Origin of the sequence: Roseovarius pelagicus, assembly GCF_025639885.1 — a bacterium.
GTDB lineage: Bacteria > Pseudomonadota > Alphaproteobacteria > Rhodobacterales > Rhodobacteraceae > Roseovarius > Roseovarius pelagicus.
The window spans coordinates 145,355-171,713 of the sequence record NZ_CP106737.1; the positions used below are offsets into that span (position 1 = coordinate 145,355).

The following is a 26,359-nucleotide window of genomic DNA, read 5'->3' on the forward strand; positions in this document are numbered from 1 at the left end:
CATGCGTAATTTGCGTCTCATTCCGCGGCTCGACGTCAAGATGGAATGGCTCATCAAGGGCGTCCAGATGGAAGGTTGGCGAAAGGTCGGCGACCCGGCGGAATACGCCAAAGCCTATGCCGATGCCGGCGCTGACGAACTGTTGTTCATGGACGTCGTTGCGAGCCTGTACGAGCGCAACAGCTTGCATGACATCGTAAGTAAGGTCGCCTCAGTAGTCTTCGTGCCGATGACGGTCGGCGGCGGCATCCGCACAGTTGAGGATGTCAGCGCCATGCTGGCCTGTGGGGCTGACAAGGTCGCGCTGAACACTGCGGCCACGCGCAATCCCGAATTGATCACCGATGTCGCCAACCGCTTTGGGGCACAGGCTACTGTTGTCTCGATAGAAGCGATCCGCGACAAGGGTAGCTGGCTGGCAATGACAGATAACGGGCGTAACCACACTGGGCGCAACGTCATCGAGTGGGCCAAGGAAGCCGAAGAGCGCGGCGCGGGCGAATTGATCATCACCTCCATTGACCGTGAGGGCTTGGGGCACGGTTACGATCTGGACCTGATCCGACTGGTGACCGAACAAGTGAGAATTCCGATCGTTAGTGGTGGCGGTCTGGGAACCACCGACCATCTGTCCGATCTGATCGACAAAACTCAGGCTTCGGCGGCGTCTGTCGCGCAGGCGCTGCATTGGAAGAAGCTGAATATGTCTGATCTGCGCGACACGCTGAACGCCAATGACTGCTTTGTCCGCCGCCTGACCTGACCGATGACAGGCAGCCCGGATTCTCTTGCTATCTGCTTATTCGGTGCCGGCGGCCATGGGCGCGGGATCGCGGCGCAGATTGCGCAAATCACCGGTGTGATGCCCGTCTTTGCCGATGGCAGCCTGCCGGTTGGGACCATGATTGGCGAAGCTCATGTGCATTTCACTGATCTGCGCGATGTCGCGGCGCATGATTTGCTGATCACAATCGGGGCGGCAGATGTGCGGCGCAAATATCAGGTTGAGGCTTGTGCACTTGGCTGTCGGTTAACCACGTTCATCGCTGATCCGGGGCAATATTTCTCACCGCCACCAGGGCTTGGCACCGTCGTTCTCAGCGGGGCGGTGGTCAATGCCGAAACCCGGATAGGAGAAGGCGTGATCATCAACAATGGTGCGATCGTGGAACATGGCTGTTACATTGGTGATTTCAGCCATATCGCGCCGGGCGCTGTCGTGGCCGGGGACGCACATGTCGGGGCTGATGTTTGGATCGGCGCCAATGCGACCGTGTTGCAGGGGATCACGATTGCCGATGGCACGACTGTGGGCGCTGGCGCTGTGGTCACCCGTGATATAAGCGCGCCTGGCACATATATCGGTCTGCCGGCCCGCAAGGTGGAATAGAAAAGCAAAAGGACATTTTGATGCAATCGCCTTCTTGTGTTGTGATCGATTATGGGATCGGAAACGTCTTTTCCGTCATGCAGGCCCTGCGCCAGCTCGGAACGAACGTGGAACTAAGTGCCGACCGGGATATCATTCTGGCGGCCGACCGGGTCATCCTGCCCGGCGTGGGTGCCTTCGGCAAAGCGGTGGATACGCTGCGCGATATGGGTCTCGACAACATCGTGCGCGAATTCATCGCGACGGAACGCCCCTTTCTGGGGATCTGCGTCGGCATGCAGGTGTTGATGGAGCGCGGGCAGGAATATGGTACACATGAAGGACTGGGGTTCTTTAAGGGTGAGGTGACGCGTATTGATCTGGCCGACGAGACGGGCGAAAAACTGCGCGTGCCGCTGATTGGTTGGAATACGCCGGTTCCCACTACAGAGGACCGCTGGCAGGGTACGCCGTTTGCCTCCACGCCTCCGCAAACGGATTATTATTTCGTACACAGCTATTCAGTGGATGCCTCTGATCCTGCCGATGTCGCCGCGACAGTACCCGTGGGTACCGGCCATGTGACTGCCGCCATACAGCGCGATAATATCACAGGCGTTCAGTTCCATCCCGAACGCTCTGCAAATGGCGGACAAGCCTTTCTGGCCGGTTTTCTGGCGTTATGATATCACCCACACCGAGTACAGCGCGCGGCTACCCGCAGTCTGGCAGTCTGGATGTTCTCTTCGTTAGCTATGGGGGCGGGCATATTCAGGCAATTCTGCCCGTAGCGCAGGCCTTGCATGACGCGGGAAAAAATATCTGCATTTTCGCGCTGACAACTGCCGCCGCCGTCGTCGAGAAATCCGGCCTGCCCTATTTCACCTATGCGGATCTACCACAAGCGCGCGAGCAGGCGGTCATCGCCACCGGTCAACGCCTGGCAGCACAGATGCCTGCAAACAACGTCCTTCCCGCCGCCGAAACCCAAGCCTATCTGGGCATAAATTATCTGGACATGGTCGCCAGGCTGGGGCCCGAAGAGACGGATCAGGCGTGGGAAAACGGCGGGCGGCAGCATTTCTTTCCGCTGCCCACCATGATCCGTGTGCTGGAAAATCTGGCGCCCAGACTGATCATGGCCACGAACTCTCCACGATCGGAACAGGCTGCCATCGACGCGGCCGGAACAGTGGGAATACCGGCGCTGTGTCTGGTGGATATGTTCGCACTACAAGAAGTGGCTTGGCTCAAAAAACCTGGTTTTGGCCGACAGCTTTTCGTCTTCGATGAAAGCGTCCGACAAATGCTCATCAATCATGGACGGCCTGCCGAGGATATCGTCGTGACCGGGAATCCAGCATTCGACAGCCTGTATGATCCCGCCACGATCGCGGCGGGACAGCGCCTGCGCGACGATCGGGGCTGGGGTCAGGATGGCAGGATCAGCCTGCTCTACGCCAGCTCGCCCGAGCCAGAAAAGCACCCGTTTACCGGTGAACCGGCTAATCCCGCCCTGCCGCGTGATTTGGAATATCACCTGCGCGAATTGATCGACGCTGATCCGCAATACGAGTTGATCATCCGCCGACACCCCAGTGAAGATCAGGCCATCGCGACCGGTGAGCGTGTCTATGCCAGTCCTCGGTCGGATGATATTAATGCGTTGGTCCATGCCGCTGATGTCGTGATTGTCATCGGCTCAACCGTTGGCTTGCAAGGCTATCTTGCCGGAACGCCCGTTCTGAGCGTGGAATGCTCGGTCTTCAGCAAAGACGCTCCGTTCGGCGACTTCGGCATGAGCACTGCCGTAGAGGATTTTGATGCAATCGCCGTGGCGCTGAAGGAAATCAGAACCGGCAGGCGCGATGTCGAGGGCCAACGTCCCAGAACGGCCGTTTCAAGAATTCTTGCCGAAGTGGAACACTATCTGCATTAAGCTGCCCGCACCGACTTAATCGGGCGGAACACCGCTCAGACCGCCAAGCGAAAATCAGGTCCAGAATCGTCTGTCACAGACTTATGTCGCGATCGATTTATCCTTGGGCCAGATCAATGATTTCGAGAAGATTCTGCATTTTTCAGGCATTTTACGAAAACGCATGGCTTCTGACCCATCACGAAACCTCTCAATGCGGCCTTCCTGTAACAAGCGGGGACTTTTATCAGAGTTAGGTGGGTTCTTTGACTTGCAGCTTGCAGTGGATTTCGTGCAAACGAGGGTAGAGCGGTGAAAATCGCGGATCGCACAAAGGGATAACATGATGTTGAGATACTTTATACTCGCTGTTGGTCTTGTGACGCTGACTGGATGCGGTGTTGCCTATATCTCGCCGCGTGTCACCGAAACCGATGGCAAGGTGCGAGTGTTACCTCTGACTGCCGACAGTGTCCGGGTCGCCAACGGCTCTTCCTACCGACCCAAGGAATTGCCCAGCGTCTTCTTTGCCAATGCCGGTGGCGGTGGCGGACTGCGTGGAGCAGGGGCAACGCCACCTGCGTCGCTTGATCGTCAGAACCGGCCTGCCGCGTTAGAGATGCGCCTGCCACCCAACGTCAATCCCGGCCCTTACGAGATCGGTGTTGGGGATGTGCTGTTACTGGCAACCAAGACACCGGGAAACACTGTCGAGGAATTGAGCGGCCTTCTTGCAGCCCAGAACAGCCGCCAAGGCTATACCGTGCAAGATGATGGCGCGATCGCTATCCCGGATGTGGGGCGCGTTCAGATCGCCGGTCTTACGCTGGAAGAGGCAGAGGCGCAGCTGTTCCAGAGCCTTGTCGAAAATCAGATCGACCCGACGTTCAGCCTTGAGATTGCCGAGTTCAACTCCAAGCGCGTTTCATTGGGTGGGGCCGTGGCCAAACCGACCGTGGCACCGGTGACACTGACGCCACTCACGCTTGATGCTGCGCTGGCCGCCGCTGGCGGGATCAATACCAAGGATCTGGATTATGCCTCGATCCGGCTGTACCGCGACGGCACACTCTATCAAATCCCGCTGAACGAGTATCTGCGCCGCCCGGCTGTGCAAAAGGCCCGGCTGGTGGATGGCGACAGCGTTTTTGTCGACACCGAATATGAGCTGGACAAGGCACAAGCCTATTTCCGAGAACAGATCACACTGGCCCAATTCCGTCAGACCGCCCGCATTCAGGCTTTGAACGAGTTGAACTCCGAAGTCAGCCTGCGCCGCGCCGTATTGCAGGAATCGCGTGACAACTTCCGCTCCCAAATCGAGTTTGATGCGGTGGACCGTGATTATGTCTATCTGACTGGTGAAGTGGTCAAGCCCAGCCGGTTCGTGCTGCCTTTCGGTCAGACCGCATCGCTGGCGGACGCATTGTTCGACAACGATGGTTTCCGCAATGAAACAGCCAATCCCAGCCAACTATACGTGCTGCGCGGCTCACCGGAACCGGGCAAGCCGGATTTGGTCACCGCCTGGCATCTCAATGGCTCTGATGCCAGCAAGTTCCTGTTGGCCACCAAGATGCAGATGCGTCCCAATGACGTGATCTTTATCGCCGAGCAACCGATCACCCGCTGGAACCGCGTGTTGCAGCAGTTCATACCGTCGATCCTCACTACGGGTGGCGCGCTCGCGGTGCAGTAGGCAACAGAGCCAGAGAACGACTTATCTGATGCAAAGGCCGGGCAGAATTGCCCGGCCTTTTGTGTTTCTGACAGGTCGTTCAGAATAGGGACACTCTGGAGAGAGCTATTGGATGTAACGGTCTCAAACGGAGCCGGGCCTGACGGCACATCTCTGCCATCGGGTTTGCGACCCTCTCATCTATGCGATTAGAAACGGTGTCTGTTGCGGTTAGCGCAGCGACTGGATTACGATATATCCGTTCAACGGACTGATCCACTGGCGTGACTGTACGATCCGCCCGCCGGGCGTAACCTGATAGCTGTTCTGGAACGTTGTGTCGCGGAACTCGTCCTTATCTGCGATGCATGATTCCAGCATTCTGGTGGTGGATGTATGCACTTCGCCCAGTGACACCTGCTCGCCGCCCTCGGATTTAATCTGGCAATAAGGATCAAGCGCGACGGTGTAGTTCTCACCATCAAGATAGCGGTTTACCCGGGATGCTGCGCCGTCCTGTCGCGCGCGGATGATCGCTGCGACTGCGTCAACATCTGATGACATCAGGTCGTTGCCGAGGCCACGCGTGGCGGTCACGATACCGCCCTTGAGGGTGATGCTGCGCCGGTCGGAACTGCCAAAGGTAACATAGGGACCGTTGCGTTCGATCTCTTGCATCACGGTCATCGCATCACGGGATGGAATGGCAATGAAGATCACCTGGCCGGAGGTTGTGGCAAGAATTTTAGCGGCGGTCTGAGCGATCAGATTCGGGTCTGGCGCTTTCGGCCCACCCCGTTTGAAGATGGCAGAGAACGTTCCCTTGAGCATATCGGTCGCGGTCACGTCGCTGCTCTCTCTGTTGCTGCAGGCAGCAAGACTCAGGCAGGCGAGAGCAAAGAGGGTGCCGCCGCGCAGGATGGATTTAGGACTCATCTCCAGAATTTCCCCCAAGTCTTGGCCATCTGAGGACGATGGGTGTCCTTGACCTTGTCGTAGAGCCTGCCATCGACCTCCAGGCGTGCGCCACCGTCACGCGACAGCGATTTCAGCACGGTCTCGGATTTCTGGAGGCTCGGCGAGCCAGTTCCCCACGAGAACGGGATCACGATTCGGATACCCTTGTCGAAGGAACCCTCGCCAAAAGTGGCCGAGCTGACATCGGTTTTGGTGGCGTATGCACCAACGCTCCAGCCATTGGCAAAAACCCTATCGACCGACAGGGTCGCGCCAAAATCACCGGCCAGATATTGCCCGACATCGAGCTGCGTATGGAACCCGTATCCGACATCGTAATAGGCCGAGACATGCCCGTTCCATTCAGGGATCACACCGGTGGGGGTAGCCCTTGTGCGGGTGCCAAACTGCTGGTCGTAGGCGCGAGGCAGGACATAGTTGACCTCTACGCCCAAGGCAAAGCGACTGTCTACCGGCTTCCACAGCAACTCGGCCGAGGCACCGGCATACATCCGCTCCAAGTATCCCACTGTCAGGCGGCTGTAGAAATTCTTGGCTGGGCGGCCGTATTTGGCAAGCGTCAGATAGTCTATCGTCGGCTCGTCGCTTTGGTTGTAGAAGGCTACGTTCGAGCGCACCCGCGGCAGTCCCGAGGGCCCTGGCAACGTGATGTCGCCGAGATTGCCGATAATCTTCTGCGAGACCGAGCCCGCAGCAATCCAACCCGGTGCAATGTGATATTCAGCCTTGGCCTTGATCCCGGCAGAGTAGCGCAGTGGGTTTTCCGGATCAAAGACCGAAAAACGCAGATAAGGCCCAATACTATAGTCAAAACGCGGATAGGCATCCGGCATCAGCGTGACACCGTTATCGGTCACTGCCCCATCCTGGAACCTGCTGGCTGCTAGTATCTGAGTGGCGGGCGCGTTCTCTAACCGTTCCAGATCAGTTCGCGACATGGTGACGGAAGTGGTCGGCTGGCCTTCAATCATCTGGGTGATGGTGAAAGTCTCCACCGAGGCGGGCAGAGAGCGGGACATAGCCCGCGCAGTGCGCCCCACCGCCTGAGCGCGCATATCAAAGCGGGTGTTGCGAATCTGGATATGGGCACTTCTCGGTTCGATCTGTAGTCCGTGCAACTTGATCCCGTCACGATCCAACAATCCCTTGAGCGAGCCGATCGCTTGGGCTTGACGGGTCTGGTCGGTGGTCCAGCCCAGATCGGCGGCACTGCCTGGTGCGCGTGGCGCCACCGGCAGCGGCGCCCCTTCCAGCCCGCCCTTGACCGCAGTCTTTCGTGTATTGAGGCTGAGTGTCAGCCCGGCACCGAATTCACTGCCGTAAAGAGAATAGGCATTCAGGCGCAGGCTATCGCTAACCTTGTAGCCTACGCCAAAATTCCAAGGGATCTTGCGTTCCAAGGCATTGGCACGCACCTCCCGCTGGTATCCGTCAGAGGAATATTCAGCTGCAAAGCTCAGCTTCTGTGTCACTTGCCAAGATAAGCCCCCGAAAGCCGCCATATCGCCGCGAAACCAGCGATCATAGCTGGGGATGCCGCCCTTGCCGAGCGTCACCGCGGGACGATTGCCGGTACTGCTAAAGGTGCCGTAGGTTCCCAGCCGTCCCCAGCCCACCCCAGCGGAAAGCCGAAACCGGTCAGCGATGGATTTTGTGGCAACGAGGTACTCGCCGCTATACACGCCAGTCCCGGCAAGGTCGCGGAGGCCGATGGTCAACGCGGGCCGAACACGCCCCTCGTTGATTAGCCGATAGCTTAAGTCGAAACTACGATCATAGAGTGTGTCAAACGTGGGCCGCCCAGGCTCGGGTAGTAGGCCACCTACCCCCGAATAGCGAAAGCTGGCACTCAATCGCGGCAGAATCTGAAAGCTGAGCGTCGTGCGTGTGGTCAGATTATTGCCCGCGCCATAAGCCGATAGCGTTGTGGAAAGCTGTCCCTCAGGCGCAACTTCGGCGGTCGGCATATCGATCAGCCCGCCGGGTGTCCCATAGATATTTGTCTGGGTCGTCTGTAGATTATCCGCGCCACCCAACACCGGTGCACTGACAAGCAGAGCCGTTGCTGCAGCCATGACAACAGGATGCTTGCCTATCACTTCGAACCCTCGTGTTTGGTGCCCATTCTTCCAGACCATAAACAACCACGATCCAAAACCCTAGGTCCATTCGACACTAACGGTACTGGTTTTACTGCGAAGCGATGCAGGATCATCACGGTAGGAGTTCGTATATCCTCCGCAATCAACGGAGATGCTATCTGTCATGCCACAGACTTGCATGATCCATCCCTTTGAGCATGGGATCTGCCATGATGAAAACCCAATGCATATCTGCGGTGACTACTTTGCTCGCGCCATTAGCGCATTACCAAATACTTTGAGGTTGGCCCGTTTCCAACCTGCAATCAGTCGCATCTTTTCGAGTTTGAGAAAGGCCTGGTGTGCGCAGTTTTCGACTTCGCCTTTTCGCCTCAGCACTGAGTTCGGGGGTTTCCTGCAGGTCTTAAGGATCGAAATTCTCATGCATCTCTTGATCTTACCCCCCTTGCGGTCCCGTCCATCTCTGCATCGCGCAACGTTCCTCAATCAGTCTCCTCGGCATCGAACTGCGCCGCAAGCGCGCGCCTGTCGATCTTCTGCGAAGTCGTGCGCGGAAAAGCGTCTATGATGTGCACAGCCTGTGGGATGGCATAGGGCGGTAGCCGGTCGGCGCAATGACGCAGCAGATCATCGGCCGCAACAGAACTGTGATTGTGTATCGTGACCGCTGCTTCGATCTCGGTTCCGTCGCGGGCGGTGTAGCTGCCGGCCTCTTCGACACTGTCATGTTCGGCGAGTACGGCTTCCACCTCATCCAGCTCGATCCGAAAGCCGCGGATCTTGATTTGCCGGTCCTTGCGCCCAAGAAATAGCATGCCATGTACGCTGTCCTCAGCCACGATATCACCGGTACGATAGAACACGTCCTCGATGTCATCGGTCACGTTGCGGCGATAGAAACAAGCCGCGTTCAGCGCGGGCGCCCGCCAATAGCTTCGCATCCGGGTTGGGGAACGGATCAATAATTCACCTGGCGCACCGGGGACCACCTGATGATCGTTTTCGTCCACGATCAGCGCTTCGGCGATGCCCCAGGCGCGCCCGATGGGGATGGTCTCGGTGGCTTCGATCACAGGCTCATCCACATGATGATAGGTGCACATATTCACCTCGGCCGGGCCGTAGGAATTGCTGAAACGCGCGTGGGGCCATTGCGCCATCAACGCCCCAAGGTATTTCGGCGGAAACGGTTCTCCGCCAAAAATCACCCATCGCAGGGTGGTCAGGTCGCGCTTGTCCAGCACACCGCGGAGCAATAGCAGGGTCAACGCGTGGGGCGCGGAAAACCAGACCGTCATGCGCTCTGTCTCCATCAGCTCCGACAGGCTCGCCGGCAGTTTGGTGTAGGGTTCGGGTATGATAATTGTCGTTGCTCCGCAGAGCGGGGCACACAGATAGTCAAAGAGCGAGATATCGAAATGCAGAGGCGAGTGGTTGCCGAAGCGGTCGGACGCTGTGATGGCGTAGAGATCGGCGATGGCCCGCGCATAGCTTAGCCCGCTGGAATGGGTATGGGTGATCCCCTTTGGCCTTCCGGTCGAGCCGGACGTGTACATGATATAGGCGATATCTTCGGGGATGACCTTTGCGGGTGCGACAGGCGGCGCGTCCCGGATTGCGTCCCAGCTAATGCTCTGCACGCCTCCCTTGGGACTGTCGGACAGGCCAATGACACAGTCGAGCCCTGCCTTGCCGTCCAGCAGCGTCTGTATCTGGGTGCGTTTGTCGTTGCCGGTGATCAGATGGCGCACACCGCAATGCTGGAGCATGGTCGCGACTCTCTCGACCGGCGCGCCTGGATCAATAGGTACATAGGCGGCGCCGGCCTTGAGGATACCGAAGATCGCAACCGGTGTTTCCAGCGCCTTGTTCATGTAGATGCCAACGCGATCCCCCCGCCGCACGCCGTGATTCATCAACACACCTGCAAGCCGGGAACTGAGGCTCGCCAGCGCCTGATATGTCAGGCTATTGCCCAGAAATCGGAATGCTTCCTGTTCTGGGTCTCGATCTGCCGATCGGTCAATCATCTCGTGCAGCAAGTTCACTCTCATTGCGTTCATCCTCCGTGTTCTTGCCGTCCCGGCAAAGCGCCGCGTGGTGGATCGGTCAACAGTACCAGATATGTGCGACCGTCAGCGCATTTGCGGCAAAGACTGGCACAGAAAGATCAGGGTGCAACCCCGGTGCCAGCGGCGATTGTTCATGGACCAGAATGCGGGCACCGGGGCGCAATTCCGTGCGCACTCGGTCAAGCAGGGGTTTCAACGCGGTCATGGGGTGAAACAGAAAGACGACGGTGGCCTCGGCGATGTCTGCTGCTGCGGCATCGCCGGTGATGATGCGGACGCGATCCGAAACGCCTGCGGCCTGCACCGCTGCGCGCGAAATTTCCGCAAGGCTCGAATCCTGCTCAACGCCGATCGCAGCGCAGTTTCGGCTCTGTGCGGCCTCGGTCACGATCCGGCCATCTCCACATCCGAAATCGAACAGCGTGTCAGCTTCGGTGACACCAGCAACTTTGAGCAGTGGCGCGACGAGGGGGAGTGGTGTCCCCAGGTTGATCCCGGGGTCATAGCGACCGCGCGCCGCCTGTCTGCCCCCACCGCGCATAATATCGCGGACCACCCGCACCGGTTTTATCGCAAAATAGGTGGGCCAGAGCCATGCGGGCGGAGATGCGGCGGCGAAATCCGCAAGCCCCGGCGACAGGCCGCGCCGGATACGGGCCATGGCGCGCGGCAGCACCCTGCCCCACCGGAGCGTCATCCGTGTCGTGACCGCATCGCGTTTCATCAGAGCGATTTCGCCATGCGTGTATCGCAGCGCCCGAAGTGCCGCAGGCCCGAATACGTTCGGAACGGCATACCCCTCTGCCGCCGCTGCCTGTAGCGCCGTTTCGATCCGGTCTGCAGGAATCCGCTGGGTGAACATCTGGAATTGCGCAGATCCGGCCTGTTCGGGCTGCGCCGAAACCTCCATTGCGGCAAGGTGTCTAATAATCGCCTGCTGCGCCTGCTGGGTTTCCGAAGCGATCATTGCCAGGGTTGCGACGACTGTCAAAGCACTGGCCCGAGCATCGTCTACGATGGCGGCTGGCGGCAGGGCCAGCAGCATCTCTACTTCCTTTTCCAGCCGATGGTCATGGATTGCCTTGATCAGGTGATCCTGCACTTCGGCCTTTGACAGCGGCGCAAAAGGTCCCGCAGGCCGATCCGCCATCCGTCAGCCTAACAACCGGGCGATGATCTGGCGCTGGATGTCAGACGTTCCGGAATATATCAGCCCGCCGGTCGCATCTCGCAGATCGCGCTCGATACCGTCGGCGCTAAGATACCCCCGGCCGCCGAAAATCCGAACCGCATCAAGGCTCGACGCGGCAAAGGCTTCGGAAATGTGCAGCTTGGCCATTGCGGCTTCCAATGCTGAAGGACGACCCACGTCCTTCAGCCACGCGGCGCGATAAAGCAGCAGGCGCGACGTCTCGAGGCGCAGACGCATCTCGGCCAGACGGTTCGACACCGACTGGTTGTCACCGATGGGTGCGCCAAAGGTTTCGCGGCTTCGGGAATACGACACGCATTCGTCCAACTGTCGTGCCATCGCGCCCACGTGGCTGCTGAAGATAAAGCTGCGCTCCCACTCCATCGTGTGCTGAAAAATGCTCATGCCCGCACCGACCGGCCCCAGCCGCCGATCCTCGGGCACCCAGCAGTCAGTCAGGCGCAGCCCGCCTAGCGGCACCGACCGCAGGCCCATCTTCTCTTCGGGCTGGCCGCGCTCGAACCCTACGTCGCCCGCTTCGACCAGAAAGGCGGAAACACCCCATGCGCCGTGATCCGGCGCCGTGCTGGCAAAGACCAGCGCCAGATCGCAGTCCGGCCCCATGCCGATATACGCCTTGGTGCCGTTCAGGACATACCCGCCATCGCGGGCCTCGGCAGTGGTTTTCAGGCTCATGGCGTCAGAGCCTGTTTCAAGCTCGGTCAGCCCATGCGCACCGACCAGACGCCCGTCGATGAGGCCGGGCACGTATTTCCGCTTTTGCGTGTCCGTTCCGAAACTGATGATCGGTTTCAGAACCGCCCAGATCTGACCATTGATCCCAAGGGTCAGGCCATTGTCGGCACAACCCCGGCCAATCGCCTCGAGCGCCATGATCGTGGTCAGGGTGCTGTGCCCTGCGCCACCATATTCCTGCGGGATGCAAAGACCGAATAGGCCATAGTCCGCGCATTTCTGCCACAAATCGCGCCAGCCGTCCTCTTGGCCCGCGCCGCGCCTGTCGCGCTCGGCCAGTCCGGTGTTCAGGGTGCTTTGCGCAAATTCCTGTGCCGATGCACATAGCGCGCGCTGTTCATCGGTTGGGTCGAAATCCATTCCTTCTCCCCTACCCACCATCAGCTCAGACCCTTTCGCGGGCGAGATATGCCGCCATCGCATCAACGCTCGCCAAGTTGGTCACAGTGATGTCTTCGGGTGGGATGGTGATCCCGAACTCCATTTCCAGAAATGCCACCAGGCGCATCACCGACAGCGAATCCAGCAACCCGCTGAGTAGCAGTTCGTCCCCGTCTTGAAATTCATGCCCGGCGAGTGGTGACCCGGCGAGATACGCACGGATGTCTGCGCGCACAGACGCGTCCTCGGTTTCGGTCATATGGCATCCCCTTTTTGGACAGTGCTCAAGGCAGCAGGCTGGACACAGACATGTTAACTCCGAATGCTCGCTCGACAAACCAGTAGAGCGCGATCAGGATCAACAACGATGAGCCGCCGTAAAGTACAACCGGCACGTAAAGCCGCGACTTTCGCAGCATGTAGAGCAGCGGGACACATAGCACGACGAACAGGATCTGTCCCAATTCCACCCCGACGTTGAAGGCGAACAGCGTGACGACGATATTGGTCGGCTCGACGCCGTAGGGGGCCAGAACGTTGGCAAAGCCCATCCCGTGCAGCAGCCCAAACCCAAAGATCACGATCCATATCTGGCGACGCGGTGCCGCGATCAGGTTTGCAGCGGCGGCGATGGCGATGGACGCTGCGATCAGCGATTCGATCAAGCGTTCGGGCAACCTCAGGATTTCAAGTGCGGCAAGGCTGAGGGTGATAGAATGTGCGATGGTGAACAACGTCACGACCGCAACGACATTCATCAATGCCGGACGCAACCCCTCCACTGCATCCCAGTGTCGATCACGATAGACCAGAACCGCAGGGAAGAGCAGAGCGAGCAGAAAAAACAGGTGGTCGTAACCGATCAGGATGTGTTTGGCACCGTAGATGACAAAGCTCTTGAACATATCAAGTGCGGATGCAGCCGTCAGATCTACGCTTCTGCGTTCGGTTTCGGATGCAAAGACCAACAGGTGCCGTGCTTCGTTCCCCTCAAGACCCGAGCGCGCGTTGCTCTCGATAATCAGCAGCACCGGTTGTTCCGGCCCGCCGCCCGCATAATACGGCCGGTGCTCGATTTCGATGGCGTCAGGCATGGCCTGAGAGACCGCGGTGGTGAAATTCAGCGTGGCGAAGATACCGAAACCCACGGGAACAAAGTCGTGCCCGGTGATTTCGACGGGGTAGCTCTGATCGCCTATGAAGAATGTCAGGTTCGGCTGCATCCGCGCATAGATGTCTGCACTATGCGCCTCGAATTCCTGCACGGAAACCGTGCCATCCCCATTGTCGTCAAGCGCCATGGCGTTCCCCAGATCGTCGAGCAGAATCTCGAACCGACCGGAAAGCGATGCCTCGCCCACATTCAGGTAGACATAACTTTCGCCTTTCCTGTGGGCCGTTGCCAGTGTCGGGGCAATCACAATAGCCAAGACGAATAAAATCAGCGGCCTCAGGCGCATAGAAAAATCCTTTTCAAATACCTCTAAACAGCATCGGGATGCATCCGAGGACCTGACGATCAGTTTAATCAATCACTCCCTCCAATCAAGCTTCGATTTCCGAAGGCAATCGCGACATCACCGGCGTTTTTGCCTGCGCGAAACGATTTGCTTCAGTGACGCGCAGCTGGAATTCGAGCCTTCTCGCAAGCTTGGATGTCGTCTAACATCGTGATTCATGCATATGGGGAACACTTCGTTGGATGGCTCTGAGAAGACGGACATGACGGCAACGGGACCGTCGAACCAGTGCGAGTTGCAGCTATCTGCGATGCAGCGAGTTCTCTGGGCGTCTCAGACACGGCATCCGGACGCGCCTGTCCAGAACATGGCTGTGCTTGCGCATCTGAATGGCGCCATCGACAGCAACCGGTTCGTACGGGCCTTCGGTACGGTTGTGCAGGCGTCCGATGCCTTGCGCTCGCGAATGATGTCCGACGGACGCGCAGCGGCCGTGGTTCTGGCTGATCCGCCACGTCCCGCCGAGGTAATGACGCTGGCACGGGACGAGGTTGCGGAATGGGCGCGGCGGCGCTCTGCGCGACCGCTCGACATGGGCGTCTGTGGTTATGACAGCGTCCTGCTGCAGCACGAGGACGAGACCGCATCGTGGTATCTCAACATCCATCACACACTGACCGACGCGGCCAGTTCCGCGCTGGTGTTCGAAGCGACCGCCGCTGCCTACGGCGATGGCAGCCTGCTCGGGCCGAATTCTTACTATGATTGGGCGGCCGCACTGCCGCGCGCGCCTGATCCGATGGCGGCACGCGCGCTGCAACATTGGAAGGAGCGTATTGCGCCACCGCGCCCCGGTGCTTTTTACCCGGCCTCCGACCTGCCGACCCCCTATGCGTCGCAGGTCGCCGTTCCGTTGTCTGACGGACTGCGCAATCTGGTCGAGACGCACGAGCAGGGCGCATACGCCATACCTGTCGGCAACCTGTCGCATACGGTACTGTTGACAACCGCGTTGGCCCTGTTGATCCACCGGGTTAGCGGCGAATGCGCGTTTTCCATTGGCCTGCCCGTCAGTCATCGGACGAACGCGACCTCGCGCCGCTGTATCGGTGCCCTGGTCGAGGTGTTCCCGGTGGATATCGAGATTGCGGCAGGCGACACGCATGCCGCGATTCACCGGCGGGTCGCAGGGGCCGTTCTCGACACTCTGAAATTCGCGATCCGCGGAACCAGCCCGGCACCAGACTATGCGGCACTGGTCAACGTCCTGCCGCCCGAAACCGCCCCAAACCGGTTCGGGGACATCCCCGCCCGCGTGCAGTGGTTGCATTGTGGCGCGATGGACGCGGGACAGGCGCTGCGATTGCATTCGGTGCGATATGCCGATGCGCAGGGGCGCACGCCCGAGCGTTTCGACCTTGTGCTGGACATCGGGCACGGCGCGGCGGGCGACGACTATCGCGGCCGGGTCGTGGAGCATCTGCAAGTGATCTTGCATGCGATGCTGGAGGACCCTGAAAGCCCCATAGGTGCGGCGTCGATCTGCAGCGCGGCGGATGACGCGCGGATTGCCGAATGGGAAAGCGCCCCGGATATCGATGGCGCGGCGGTGCTGTTGCCCGACCGGCTAAAGGCTGCGCTGGCCGACAACCCTGCGGTCGTGATCGAGCAGGACGGCATCGCGCTGACCGGGGACGAGTTGTGGCAATGGGCGCGGGGGGTGGCCGCCTCGATCGGCCAGGCATCCGGGCCGGGCACACGTATTGGCGTCGCGCTGGGTCCGTCGGTTCAGGCGGTGGTCGCGATCTACGGCATTTTGCTGGCCGGGGCGTCCTTTGTGCCCATCGACCCGTCCCAACCCGAGGCGCGGCGCAAAACGCTGGCCAAACGGGCGGGTCTTGCCCAAGTGTTCACCTCTGCCGATCAGGTCGACGATCTGCGCGGCCATTCCACCGCCCCGCTACCGGCTCTCAAGGACGATAACGAAGCCTACCTGCTCTTTACCTCCGGTTCTGCCGGGGAACCGAAGGGCGTGCCGATTACCCATCTGGGGTTGGCGCGCTACATCCGCTTTGCGCTCGCCTCCTTTTTCGACGCGCCGGAACCACCTATCGCGGCACTGTTCGGCTCGCTGACTTTCGATCTGACATTAACGACGGTTTTTCCCCCGATCCTTGCCGGGGGGCGGCTGGTTGTCTGCTCTGGCAGCGGCGCCGAAGCGATGGCGAGGATCGCCGCCACGCCCGTGATCACATGGTGCAAGGCAACGCCGTCGCACCTGAAGCTCCTGACCCGGCTGATGCCGTCCGGGCACGCACTGCAAACGCTGGTGGTGGGCGGCGAAGCGTTCGGCATGCGCATTGCCGAGGATTTACGCGCCGCCAATCCCGATATTGAGATATTCAATGAATATGGCCCAACCGAGGCCGTGGTCGGCTGCATGATCTACCGCCTCGGCATGGAGTTGAGCGGCACCGATGTGCTGATCGGCAAACCGGCCCCCGGCACAACTCTGCGGGTTGTCGACGGCTATGATCAGCGCGTGCCTGTGGGAGTTGCGGGCGAATTGCTGATTTCCCATCCTGGCGTGATGGCCGGTTATCTGGGCGATACGGGTGACGATCCGTTCGTGGGACTGGACGGTAAACGCTACTACCGGTCGGGCGATATCGTGCGGCTTCGAAATGATGGCGAACTGGAATATCTCGGGCGCTTTGACACTCAGATCAAGGTTGGCGGCATCCGAATCGACCTGACCGAAATCGAACATGCGCTGAGGTGTCATCCGTCGGTCTCGAGTGTCGCAGCGGGCTGCTGGGCACCATCGCTGAAACCGATACGCGTGCATTGCGCGCGCTGCGGGTTGCCGGACGATGTGCCAGGCGTTGCGTTCGATGAGGGCCGGATCTGCCAGACCTGCCGCGAATACGACCGCGTCGCACCGGTGGCACGTAGCTGGTTCAGGACCGAGGATGATCTGGCCGCCAGGCAGCCGGTAGCCCGAGCGCACGCAACAGGCAAATATGACTGCATGCACCTGCTGAGTGGCGGCAAAGATTCCACCTATGCCCTCTATCGCCTGATCGATCTGGGGTTCACACCCTATGCCCTGACCCTCGACAACGGCTATATCTCGGAACAGGCCAAAGACAATATCCGCCGCATCGTGGATGAGTTGGGCATTGACCATGAGTTTGCGACCACCCCGGCGATGAACGCCATTTTCCGCGATTCTCTGGCGACGCATTCCAACGTCTGCAACGGTTGTTTCAAGACCATCTATACGCTGGCCACGAACCGCGCGCTGAAACTGGGCATCCCGCTGATTGTCACCGGTCTGTCGCGCGGACAGCTGTTTGAGACGCGGCTGATCCCGCAACAGTTCGCGCTCGACCGGTTCGACCCGGATGCCATCGACCAGGCCGTGCTGAGGGCGCGGCGCAGCTATCACCGGATCGATGATGTCGCCAACCGGTTGCTGGATACCCGCGCCTTTCGGGAGGATGCGATGTTCGAGCAGATCGAGTATCTGGATTTCTACCGTTACATTGATGTCGATCTCACGACGATGCTGGACTATCTGACGAAGCGCACCCCCTGGCTGCGGCCCGAGGATACCGGTCGATCAACCAACTGCCTGATCAACGCCGCCGGTATCCACACCCACAAGATCGAGCAGGGCTATCACAATTACGCGGTTCCCTATGCCTGGGATGTGCGTCTGGGGCACAAGACCCGCGACGAGGCGATGGCGGAGCTGGACGACAATCTGGATGCGGATGATGTGGCGCGAATGCTGTCAGAGATCGGCTATGATCCCGCGCCACGTCAGACTCTGACCGCATGGATCAAACTGACCGAAGGTGTGACGCAGGCGCCCTCGGCGGCCGAATTTCGCGCCTTTCTGGCGCAAACCCTGCCAGCACATGCGATGCCATCCGCGTTCGTGGCGGTTCCGGAGTTTTCACTGACCCGCAATGGCAAGCTTGACATGGCGGCACTGCCGGGGCCGGAACGGGTCCATCGCCATACGCTGGAGCCGGTCGCCGCGCCATCGAATACCACCGAGGAAACGATCATCGCCGCGTGGGAGAAGCAGTTGCGGATCGAGCCCATCGGGGTCGATGACAGTTTCTTTGCGCTTGGCGGCGATTCACTGGCCGCGCTGGAGATGATCGTGCGGCTGAGCGCCGAATTTGGCGCGCGCATCCGCGAGGATCTGGCCTTTACCCACACCACGCCGCGGGCGCTCGCCGAAGAGATCGACCGGCTGCTGGCATCCGGGGGGGCGGTCCGGCCTACTGCGCAACTGCCGGACATCACTCAGCTGCCCGCGGATGAAGCCCCGCCGCTATCGGTGGGCGAGCAAACACTGCTCTTTGACCAACGGGCGCGCCCTGAGGCACTGATGTACAATGTCGCGCGGGTTTTTCACGTGGCAGGCGCAGTCGATGCCCCCCGGTTCGAGACCGCGTTGCGGACCGTCGTCCCGCAGCATCAACCGCTGTCATGGAGCTATGGAACGCCGCGCCGCAAGCTCGAACCAAACGACGCCATCAAAGTCGTGATCTCTCGCGAGCCGGTCACACCCGAGGCCGTCCCGGCCGCCATTTCAGATTTCCAGACCGCTCCGTTTGACCTGTCGCAGGGCCCGCTGTTGCGGTGTCTGGTTCAACCCGTACGGGACGGGTCGACCATCATCACATTTGCAATCCACCATGTGAGCGGCGATCACGAAAGCTTTGATCGCCTCTGGGCACAGCTGATCGACGCATTGGCGGGTCATCCTCTGCCCGAGTTGAAAACCGATTATGCATCCTTTTGTCACTGGCAGGCTGAAACAGAGCAGGCGGCGCATCGTGCTTTCTGGCTCAAGTGCGGATCGCAAGAGCCACCATCCGCCCTGCTCTGCGCGCCTGCCGTAACGCACGCGCCCGACGGATTTCTGACCTGCCGCAGCGCATTGTCACCGAACGAGGTGCGGGCGGCAAAAGAGACACCTGTTTCGCTGGCTCTGGCGGCGACCGCTGCAGCGCTGCGCCTGTACACGACAGGCAATGATCTGGAGATCGGCATTGTCGCTTCTACCCGTGATCACCCTGATGCACAGCCGCTATTCGGATATCTTCTCAATCCGCTGCCACTCAGGCTCGATTGCGCACAGGACAGCAAATTCTCTGAGCTTGCACAACAAGCGGGGAATGCTGTCGGGCGTGCGTTGCCGCACCGATCCTATCCTATCACGCAAATCTTGCAGGACCGCCGGGCCGCAGGGCTGGCGGCAGAGCCGCTGCGCGTGCTGGTCGCCTACGACGATGCGATCCCGACCGAACTGGACGGCAGGATCGTCACGCAAAGGGTCGCGTTCAATGGCTTTGCAGTGACGGACCTTTCAGTTTTTGTCGAGTTGCGCAGGGACACTGTCGATATTGGTATCGAATATTCCGGCAAGACAATCGGCCAAGAAGTGGCCAATACGATTCTCAAACGCGCAGAAGATGCCCTGTGCCGTGCCGTGCGGTCGCCGGACGACACTGTAAGCCGCGTCGGAGATGCGGCGGCAAACCGGAGCCTGCTGGTGGGGCCGGACCTGAAAGATACCCGGCTAATTCTGGATCGGATATCCGAGAACGTCCGGCAGTACCCGGATGCGACCGCAGTGACCTGCGCCGGGCAGAGCATTAACTGGGCGCAACTGGGCCAGTGGTCGGAGGCAATCGCAACGCGGCTGCGGGCATCGGGCATAGGTTCCGGGGACCGGGTGATTGTCTGCAAGGACAGGTCCGCGCATCTGATCGCCGCGATGCTGGGCGTGCTTCGGGCGGGTGGGGTCTATGTCCCGGTTGATCCCACCTATCCGCCCGAACGTGTCCGCATGATTGTCTCAGGCGCCAAAGCACGCCTCGCCATCGTCGACGACCCGGCGGCGGCAGAAGGGACCATGGACATTCCCTGCCTTGGCGTCACCGAAAATGGCCTTGATGGTGGTGGATGGAATGGCCCGACGACCCGTTTTCCCGCCCCAAAGGCCGACGATCCGGCCTACCTGATCTTTACCTCTGGATCGACGGGCGCTCCGCGCGGAGTCAGCATCACCCACCGGCAGCTTTCGGACAGCACCAATGCGCGCGACATTTTCTATGATGCCCCACCAACCCGGTTCGCGATGCTGTCGAGCATTGCGTTCGACAGCAGTGTCGCGGGGCTTTTCTGGACGCTTGCAACAGGTGGTACCCTCGTATTTCCAACCGAGCGGGAAGCGCGGGATGTGGACGCGCTCGCGCACCTGTTGAGTGGCGCAACCCACACGCTCTGCGTCCCGACGCTTTATAACGCGATGCTGGACCGGCGCGACCCGGCAGAGGCGTGGCCAACACATATCATCGTCGCAGGAGAGGCCTGCCCCGGTTCCACACTGACGCGCCATTTCGACGAAGTGCCCGGATCGGCCCTGATCAACGAATACGGCCCGACAGAGACCACCGTCTGGGCGACGGCGTATCAATGCAAGCCGACTGACAATTTGGTGTCATCCGGGCAACCGATCGCAGGGACGTGGGTGGCCGTAGTCGATGCCGATGGCAAAATTCTGCCCAGCGGCATGCCGGGCGACTTGATCATCGGCGGCGCAGGCGTGGCGGATGGGTATGCGGACAACCCCGCTGCGACGGCAGAGCGATTTGGCACCCGCGCGGATCAACCGGCCTTTGCCGAGTTGCCCGGACCACGCTATTTCCGAACCGGAGATCGCGCCGTCATCTCGGGTCGTCAGCTCAATTATCTTGGCAGGGCTGACGACCAGATCAACGTCGGCGGTGCGCGGGTCGAGCCCGGAGATATCGAAAACACGCTGCTGCGGACACGGATGATCTCGGCAGCGGTTGTCACCGCTGCGGATGTTCGGCCATTGCCGGAATTGCTTGGCTCGCTGCCTGCTGAAACGGTCGCCGCGGCGATGCGCGAGGCGGGTGCAAGCAATGACCCGACGGCCGCATTGACGCAGTTCCTGCAACGTGAAGGGCAGCCCGATCTGCGGCTGGTCGCGCATGTCGAACACAGCGGAGCGCTCGATACAAATGCGCTGTGCGCGGCGGCTGCCCGGGATTTACCACCACACATGCGCCCGGCGCTCTATGTCGTTCACGACAGCCTGCCGCGCACCCCCAACGGCAAGCTGGACCGCGCCGCCGCCGCCGACCTGCCGATCATCGAACAGGCACCGGCCGATCCACCGCCGCGCCCTGCGGCGGCACCAAATGACGCGATCGTTGCAAAGCTGACCGGACTATTCCAGCACGAGGTGCGCAACCCGTCCTTCGGCCCGCAGGATTCTCTTTTCGATCATGGTGGCAACTCGCTGACGGCAATCCGTCTGCTATTGGCCATCGAAGAGACGTTCGGGGTCCGGCTCTCGACCACGGTGCTTTATGAGGCGCCAAGCCCTGTCGCGCTTGCGGCCCATCTGGCGACCGGCGATGGCGATACTGACGCAGCCCCGATTTTTATCGTGCCGTGCGATGTTGGCTATTCGGCACCTCCGCCCGCGTTTCATCTGGCGCTGACCGCACATCGGCCGGCAGAGTATCTGGAACATCCCTGCATGCGCCCTGGCACCCCGCCGATCTGGACTCTGGCCGAGCTTGCGCAAATCTACGTTGGCCAGATCGAGAAGCGATGGCCGACCGGGCCGATCCTGCTGGGCGCGTTCTGTATCGGGGCTTATGTGGCCACCGAAATCGCGCGCCAGTTCGCGGCAAAGGGTCGCCCGATTGCGCATCTGGCCCTGCTCGATCCGAACATTCCGCGTCTTCAGGTCATGCGCATGCACATGGAAGCGGGCCTGCCATACAACGGTGGGGCCAAGACGCTCGCCGGCCGTGCGATTGACCTCTGTGACCGGGTAATCAATGCGCGGCTGCTGCTGGGCGATGGGTATCTGCAGGGCGACCGGCGGCGGTCCAAGGCGCTGCGGGCCTATGGGATTTACGTATCAATGCGCTATCTGCGACGCTTCAACGGCGCGCCGGAACATCTGAGCCTTGATTACTGGGCGCGTAGCCTGATGATCTCTGCCGGGGCCTATGACGACCTGACACCCTACACTGGCCGCGTCGATATCATCGCCTCCGAAGAACACAGAGCAACGTTGGAAGGAAACCCCGAATTCTTGCAGGCGATCCTGCCGGATCACACAATCCATTACGCTGAGGACACGCATTGGGACATCGGCATGACGGCGAAAACCGCCAAATGCGTGAGCGATTGCTTTAAATCCGCATTGGACGGCATCACCCAAGAGTCGGCAGGCTGAGCGCTCCGATGCACAATGAAGCGCCAGCGCGCAGCGCATCGGGCGCGGCCGTGCGTGCCTTGACGATCATCGGTAGTGCGTCAGCGTTGCGCATTCTGATCGGCATTTTACGGCTCAAGATCATCGCGGCACTGCTGGGGCCGACCGGTGTCGGGCTCTTTGGGCTTTTCACCAATCTTCAGGGCTCGATCGCGTCGGTTGCGGGCCTTGGACTGAATTTCGGCGGCGTGCGCCAATTGGCGCTGGCAAAAGATGACCCTGCCCGGCTGACAAGCGCCCGCCAAGCACTGTTCATCGGCAATCTGCTGCTTGGCCTGATCGCCGTTCCGGTGATATTTTTCGCGCGGGAATGGCTGGCGGAATTGACATTTCAAGACTCCGGGCGGGCGTGGGAGTGCGGGCTGATCGGCATCGGGGCCATGCTGACGATGATGGCCGGCTCACAGGCTGCGGTGCTTCAGGCGCTCGGCTTCATCAAGCCGCTCGCATGGCTCAGCGTAATCGAGATCACGCTGGCGACCGTCATTGGCACCGTGATCTTGTTGGAATGGCGCATTGGAGGGGTCATTGCGCTGGTTCTGCTGACGCCTGCGCTCAATTTCCTGATTGGGCTGGTTCTGGTAGCGCGCAACGCCGGGACCGACATGGTGCCGCGTTGGCGCGCTCTGCCCCAGCAATGGCGCGAAGCCGTGTCTGTTTCGGTCGCGCACATGGCCGGGACAAGCGTCGCGTTGCTAACGCTGACCTTTGTTCTGGCAGTTACGGGATACTATCGGGGTACCGCCGATGTGGGTCGGTTGCAGGCGGTGCTGTCGATTTCGGGGTTATCAACCAGCTTTCTCATCGCCGCGATGCAGACCGATTATTACCCCCGGTTGATGAATTGCGCCTCCAACGTTGCCGAAACGAACGCGCTGGTAAACGCGCAGGCTCGGCTGGGGTTGCTGGTCAGTGGCCCGTTGCTGATCGGGTTGGCCGGAACGGCAGAATGGATTCTTCCGCTGCTTTTTTCCGCCGAGTTCACACCGGCAGCACCTCTCATGGGCTGGTGGCTTCTGTCTGACGTGCTGCTGGTTCCTGCGTGGGTCGTCGGTTTCTTGATGGTCGCCCATCAAGACAGCAAAGCCTATTTCACGACCCAGTTTCTGGCGAACCTGGCTTTTGCAGCGGCGGTATCCGGGCTTCTCGGGCTAGGCTACGGGCTGACTTCACTGGCGCTCGGCAAAATCGCAATGACGGCAATCCTGCTTGTGCTGGCGACCGTCATTGCCAGACGACACTACGGATTTCGATGGTCGGGCAAGGTGGCCACACTGGCGGCGCTGATGCTTGCGATCATCGCCGGGCTGCGCATTCTTGCCATGCTCTGGCCCGGTGCAGCCATCGTGCCGGGCGTATTGGCAGCGATCCTGTGCGGCCTCTACAGCCTTCGCTGTATAGCGCGCATGGCCGATGGTGGTATTGCTGCGCGGCTCGGGTTTTTAGGCACGCGCCGCAAGGTGCACAAATAAGGCCCTCGGGGCAGCACTGGACGTTACCAGGCAGTCAACCCGCCATCGACAATCAGATTCTGGCCGGTGATATAGCTTGATGCGTTGCTGGCCAGAAAAATCAACGCGCCAGTCACCTCGTCCGCCGCTCCCATCCGACCCATCGGCACGCGGGCACTGTAACGAGATTGGAACACTTCGTTCTGGCCATCCGCAATCCCACCAGGGGACAGCGTGTTCACGCGCACGCCCTTGTCACCCCAGTAGGTCGCGAAATATTGTGTAAGACCGATGACCCCTGCCTTGGATGCACTGTAGGCGGCGGGGGTATTGATCGGCCTGCCGCGGTATTCCGATCCTTCGTAGATCCTCGGGTCTGGTCCTGCGACGCCATAGATCGAAGACGTATGGATAATCGAACCGGTACGGCGGCGTGCCATGCGCCCACCAATCTCACGGGTCACGTAGAAAGCACCGTCAAGGTTCGTGGCCATGATTTCGCGCCAGACTTCTGGCTCAAATGTCTCCGCCGAATCGAAGAAACGGTCAAGTACCCGACTCTTGCTGGCGGCGCTGTTGTGCAAGATTACAATCGGCCCCAGCGCTGCCTCGATCTGGCTGGCAAGAGGCGCAATTGCCTCGGGGTCGGAGATGTCGGCGCTGAAACCGGCAGCGCGCCCACCATAAGTCGTCACCAGTTCATCGGCAAAGCTCTTGGTATCCGTAATGTCTTGGTCCACGATCGCGACATGCGCGCCATGATCCGCCAGCGCGGCGCAGAACCGTCGGCCCAGAAGGCCCAGTCCACCCGTCACCACCGCGACACGATCCGACAGGTCGAAAAGCCGACGGTACTCACCCTTTCCGTTGGCTGACCAAGTCATGTGCTTTCCTCCAGCTGGCGGCGCATCAAAATCTCCAGCAACTCGAAATCGACTTCGGTATCCACATCGATGGATCGCGCTGAGGGCATCTCAAAAAACCGGGTGTCGTCGTAGAACACCTCTGGCCGTTCCACAAAGGTATCGCGCTGCCACACGTAGATCGCGGCATTCATATCAAAGCAGGCCGGCCCGTCCTGCCGGCGTGTCACCAAATTCGTGTGTCGCTTGGAAAGTTGGGCGACCCCGTCAAGGCCAACTTCGACCAGATTAAAATAGGGCGACCGGCGCGCCGGCGCGCCCGTGATGACGTTCGGCGCGCCACTGTCTTCGAGCAAACGAATAGCGGCGGCGATGTCACCCTGAGTACGCAGAGGTGACGTCACATCGAGATCAACAACGATATCGGACAACCGTCCAAGCGCGGCTTCGGCATCAAGCAGGCAGTGGCGTATGGCAAAAACCTTGGCGGCGGTATCACCAGAAAACTCATCAGGGCGCTTGACCGTATGACCCGCACCATAACGGCGCGCCACAGAAAGGATTTCGTCGCTATCGCTGCTGACCGCGATCAGATCGAACAAGCCGGACGCGGTAGCTTGTTCGATTGTCCATGCCAGCAGAGGCTTGCCCAAGAGCGGCCGAAGGTTTTTTCTTGGCAGCCCCTTGGAGCCGCCTCGGGCACATATCGTGCAGATGCGCGTCATGCCGCAACCCAGACATTAATCGCCGCCGCCTGTTCCAGCGCAGCCACAAGCCCGCCCACGGCAGTCCCTTCAGCGGCGGAGCAGAGTATGCCACCCTCATCTTCCAGCATCGCAAGATGCATCGCACGATAGCTGGTATCGCGATCGCATTCGTAATGCGCAATCACGCCGTCAACCCCGAGGGTTCCGGCCATGAGATCCGCAGTCAAAGTTGCGTCGCGTGTGGTGACAACGATTTCGCGCCGGGCCGGACGGTCGAGATAGCTCAGGCGCAATTGCACCACCGGAGCCTGCGCCATCACCATCAGCGCTGAATAGTGTTCGTCCGCGTCTATTTGCAGAGCGCCCAGCGACCCACCAAGCGCCGCCACCCGACGCCAGGGCCCGAAGAGCCAGAGTAGGTAGTCCAGCTCATGACTGAGATCACGCAGAACCCCGCCGCCCTGTTCGCGGAACGCAGAATAGGTCTGGCGGAAATCGCGGTCAGGACGCCATTCGGCGAGATGCTGGCCTGCCCGGACATCGACTGCTAGGACTTCAACACCAGCCAGCCGTGCGCGGAGTGCCGAGAGAACGGGATGGAAACGCAGATTATACGCGACTGCCAACCGAGCAAAAATACCGGAGGGTGATGTGTACTGCGTGTCCGACAGGGGTTTCTCGACCAAAAGCTTTCCCCGGTATCCCAGCCTTGCAAGTGCTTCTAGGATTTCGACGTGCCGCGCGGTTTCGACAGCAATCACAACGTAATCCGGGCTTAGCGTATCCAGTGCCTCAGACAGTTCGGAATAGATAGTCATGGCCTCGGTGGTCTGTTGCGTAACGACCGCGACCTTGCAACCCAGATCAGACAGGATGCGCGCATGCCGTTGGCCGATCGACCCGTATCCAACGACAAGAACACGGATCACGATGATGACACCGGATCGGAGCTGGTGGCATCAATTCCGGGGACATTTATAGGCCGATCAGGACTCGGCCATGAGTGAGCCCGCAATGAATCGCTTTGTCGAAACCCAGAGCATCTGCTGCGCGTGACGGACACAGCATTTTTCACCAGATCA

At 60.1% G+C, this 26,359-nt stretch carries 17 protein-coding genes; 7 read left to right on the top strand and 10 right to left on the bottom strand.

What is annotated here, in order from left to right:
- Position 1: 1 nt before the first annotated feature.
- The 5 genes from hisF (at position 2) to N7U68_RS00710 (ending at position 4,986) form a co-directional block, all read left to right on the top strand.
- Positions 2-763 (top strand): imidazole glycerol phosphate synthase subunit HisF, encoded by a 762-nt coding sequence (hisF, locus tag N7U68_RS00690; RefSeq protein ID WP_165198427.1) that lies wholly within the window; start codon positions 2-4, stop codon positions 761-763.
- A gap of 3 nt (positions 764-766) precedes the next feature.
- Entirely contained in the window at positions 767-1,390 is a 624-nt protein-coding gene (locus N7U68_RS00695) for a NeuD/PglB/VioB family sugar acetyltransferase (protein WP_165198428.1), read from the top strand.
- Positions 1,391-1,410: 20 nt separating this feature from the next.
- Positions 1,411-2,055 (top strand): imidazole glycerol phosphate synthase subunit HisH, encoded by a 645-nt coding sequence (gene hisH, locus N7U68_RS00700; RefSeq protein WP_165198429.1) that lies wholly within the window; start codon positions 1,411-1,413, stop codon positions 2,053-2,055.
- On the top strand, positions 2,052-3,308 hold the full coding sequence (locus tag N7U68_RS00705; RefSeq protein WP_165198430.1) for a UDP-glycosyltransferase: 1,257 nt from the start codon (positions 2,052-2,054) through the stop codon (positions 3,306-3,308). Before hisH ends, N7U68_RS00705 begins: the two co-directional genes overlap by 4 nt.
- Positions 3,309-3,633: 325 nt before the next feature.
- On the top strand, positions 3,634-4,986 hold the full coding sequence (locus N7U68_RS00710; protein ID WP_373322906.1) for a polysaccharide biosynthesis/export family protein: 1,353 nt from the start codon (positions 3,634-3,636) through the stop codon (positions 4,984-4,986).
- 210 nt (positions 4,987-5,196) lie between these two features.
- On the opposite strand, the gene N7U68_RS00715 is transcribed toward N7U68_RS00710, so the two are convergent.
- The 7 genes from N7U68_RS00715 to N7U68_RS00745 form a co-directional block, all read right to left on the bottom strand.
- Positions 5,197-5,901, bottom strand: coding sequence for a YjbF family lipoprotein (locus tag N7U68_RS00715; RefSeq protein WP_165198432.1), 705 nt, complete (start codon positions 5,899-5,901; stop codon positions 5,197-5,199).
- A complete protein-coding gene (locus N7U68_RS00720; protein WP_165198433.1) occupies positions 5,898-8,018 on the bottom strand; it encodes a YjbH domain-containing protein in 2,121 nt (706 codons plus the stop codon). The genes N7U68_RS00715 and N7U68_RS00720 overlap by 4 nt, the downstream gene beginning before the upstream one ends.
- Before the next feature lie 509 nt (positions 8,019-8,527).
- Positions 8,528-10,099 carry an amino acid adenylation domain-containing protein gene (locus tag N7U68_RS00725; RefSeq protein ID WP_165198434.1) on the bottom strand — a complete coding sequence of 524 codons (1,572 nt, stop codon included), beginning with the start codon at positions 10,097-10,099 and terminating at the stop codon, positions 8,528-8,530.
- Between the two features lie 55 nt (positions 10,100-10,154).
- Positions 10,155-11,267: a methyltransferase domain-containing protein gene (locus tag N7U68_RS00730; protein ID WP_165198435.1), complete on the bottom strand. Its 1,113-nt coding sequence runs from the start codon at positions 11,265-11,267 to the stop codon at positions 10,155-10,157.
- A 3-nt stretch (positions 11,268-11,270) separates the two neighbouring features.
- On the bottom strand, positions 11,271-12,425 hold the full coding sequence (locus tag N7U68_RS00735) for an acyl-CoA dehydrogenase family protein (RefSeq protein WP_165198436.1): 1,155 nt from the start codon (positions 12,423-12,425) through the stop codon (positions 11,271-11,273).
- Between the two features lie 25 nt (positions 12,426-12,450).
- Complete coding sequence (locus N7U68_RS00740; protein ID WP_165198437.1) at positions 12,451-12,705, bottom strand: phosphopantetheine-binding protein; 255 nt, start codon at positions 12,703-12,705, stop codon at positions 12,451-12,453.
- Positions 12,706-12,730: 25 nt separating this feature from the next.
- Positions 12,731-13,906 carry a HupE/UreJ family protein gene (locus tag N7U68_RS00745; RefSeq protein WP_263046632.1) on the bottom strand — a complete coding sequence of 392 codons (1,176 nt, stop codon included), beginning with the start codon at positions 13,904-13,906 and terminating at the stop codon, positions 12,731-12,733.
- A gap of 262 nt (positions 13,907-14,168) precedes the next feature.
- On the opposite strand from N7U68_RS00745, the gene N7U68_RS00750 reads away from it, so the two are divergent.
- Together N7U68_RS00750 and N7U68_RS00755 are read left to right on the top strand one after the other, a co-directional pair.
- Entirely contained in the window at positions 14,169-22,217 is an 8,049-nt protein-coding gene (locus tag N7U68_RS00750; RefSeq protein WP_263046633.1) for a non-ribosomal peptide synthetase, read from the top strand.
- 8 nt (positions 22,218-22,225) lie between these two features.
- The gene (locus N7U68_RS00755) at positions 22,226-23,728 is read left to right on the top strand and encodes an oligosaccharide flippase family protein (RefSeq protein ID WP_165198334.1); all 1,503 of its coding nucleotides are present in this window, start codon (positions 22,226-22,228) and stop codon (positions 23,726-23,728) included.
- Positions 23,729-23,751: 23 nt separating this feature from the next.
- Here the strand turns inward: N7U68_RS00755 and N7U68_RS00760 are convergent, their stop codons facing one another.
- From N7U68_RS00760 to N7U68_RS00770, 3 genes are read right to left on the bottom strand one after another with little or no spacing between them, the layout of a single operon-like run.
- Positions 23,752-24,591 carry an SDR family oxidoreductase gene (locus N7U68_RS00760; protein WP_165198335.1) on the bottom strand — a complete coding sequence of 280 codons (840 nt, stop codon included), beginning with the start codon at positions 24,589-24,591 and terminating at the stop codon, positions 23,752-23,754.
- Positions 24,588-25,295: an acylneuraminate cytidylyltransferase family protein gene (locus N7U68_RS00765; protein WP_263046634.1), complete on the bottom strand. Its 708-nt coding sequence runs from the start codon at positions 25,293-25,295 to the stop codon at positions 24,588-24,590. Before N7U68_RS00765 ends, N7U68_RS00760 begins: the two co-directional genes overlap by 4 nt.
- Complete coding sequence (locus N7U68_RS00770; RefSeq protein WP_165198337.1) at positions 25,292-26,206, bottom strand: Gfo/Idh/MocA family protein; 915 nt, start codon at positions 26,204-26,206, stop codon at positions 25,292-25,294. The genes N7U68_RS00765 and N7U68_RS00770 overlap by 4 nt, the downstream gene beginning before the upstream one ends.
- Positions 26,207-26,359 lie beyond the last annotated feature (153 nt).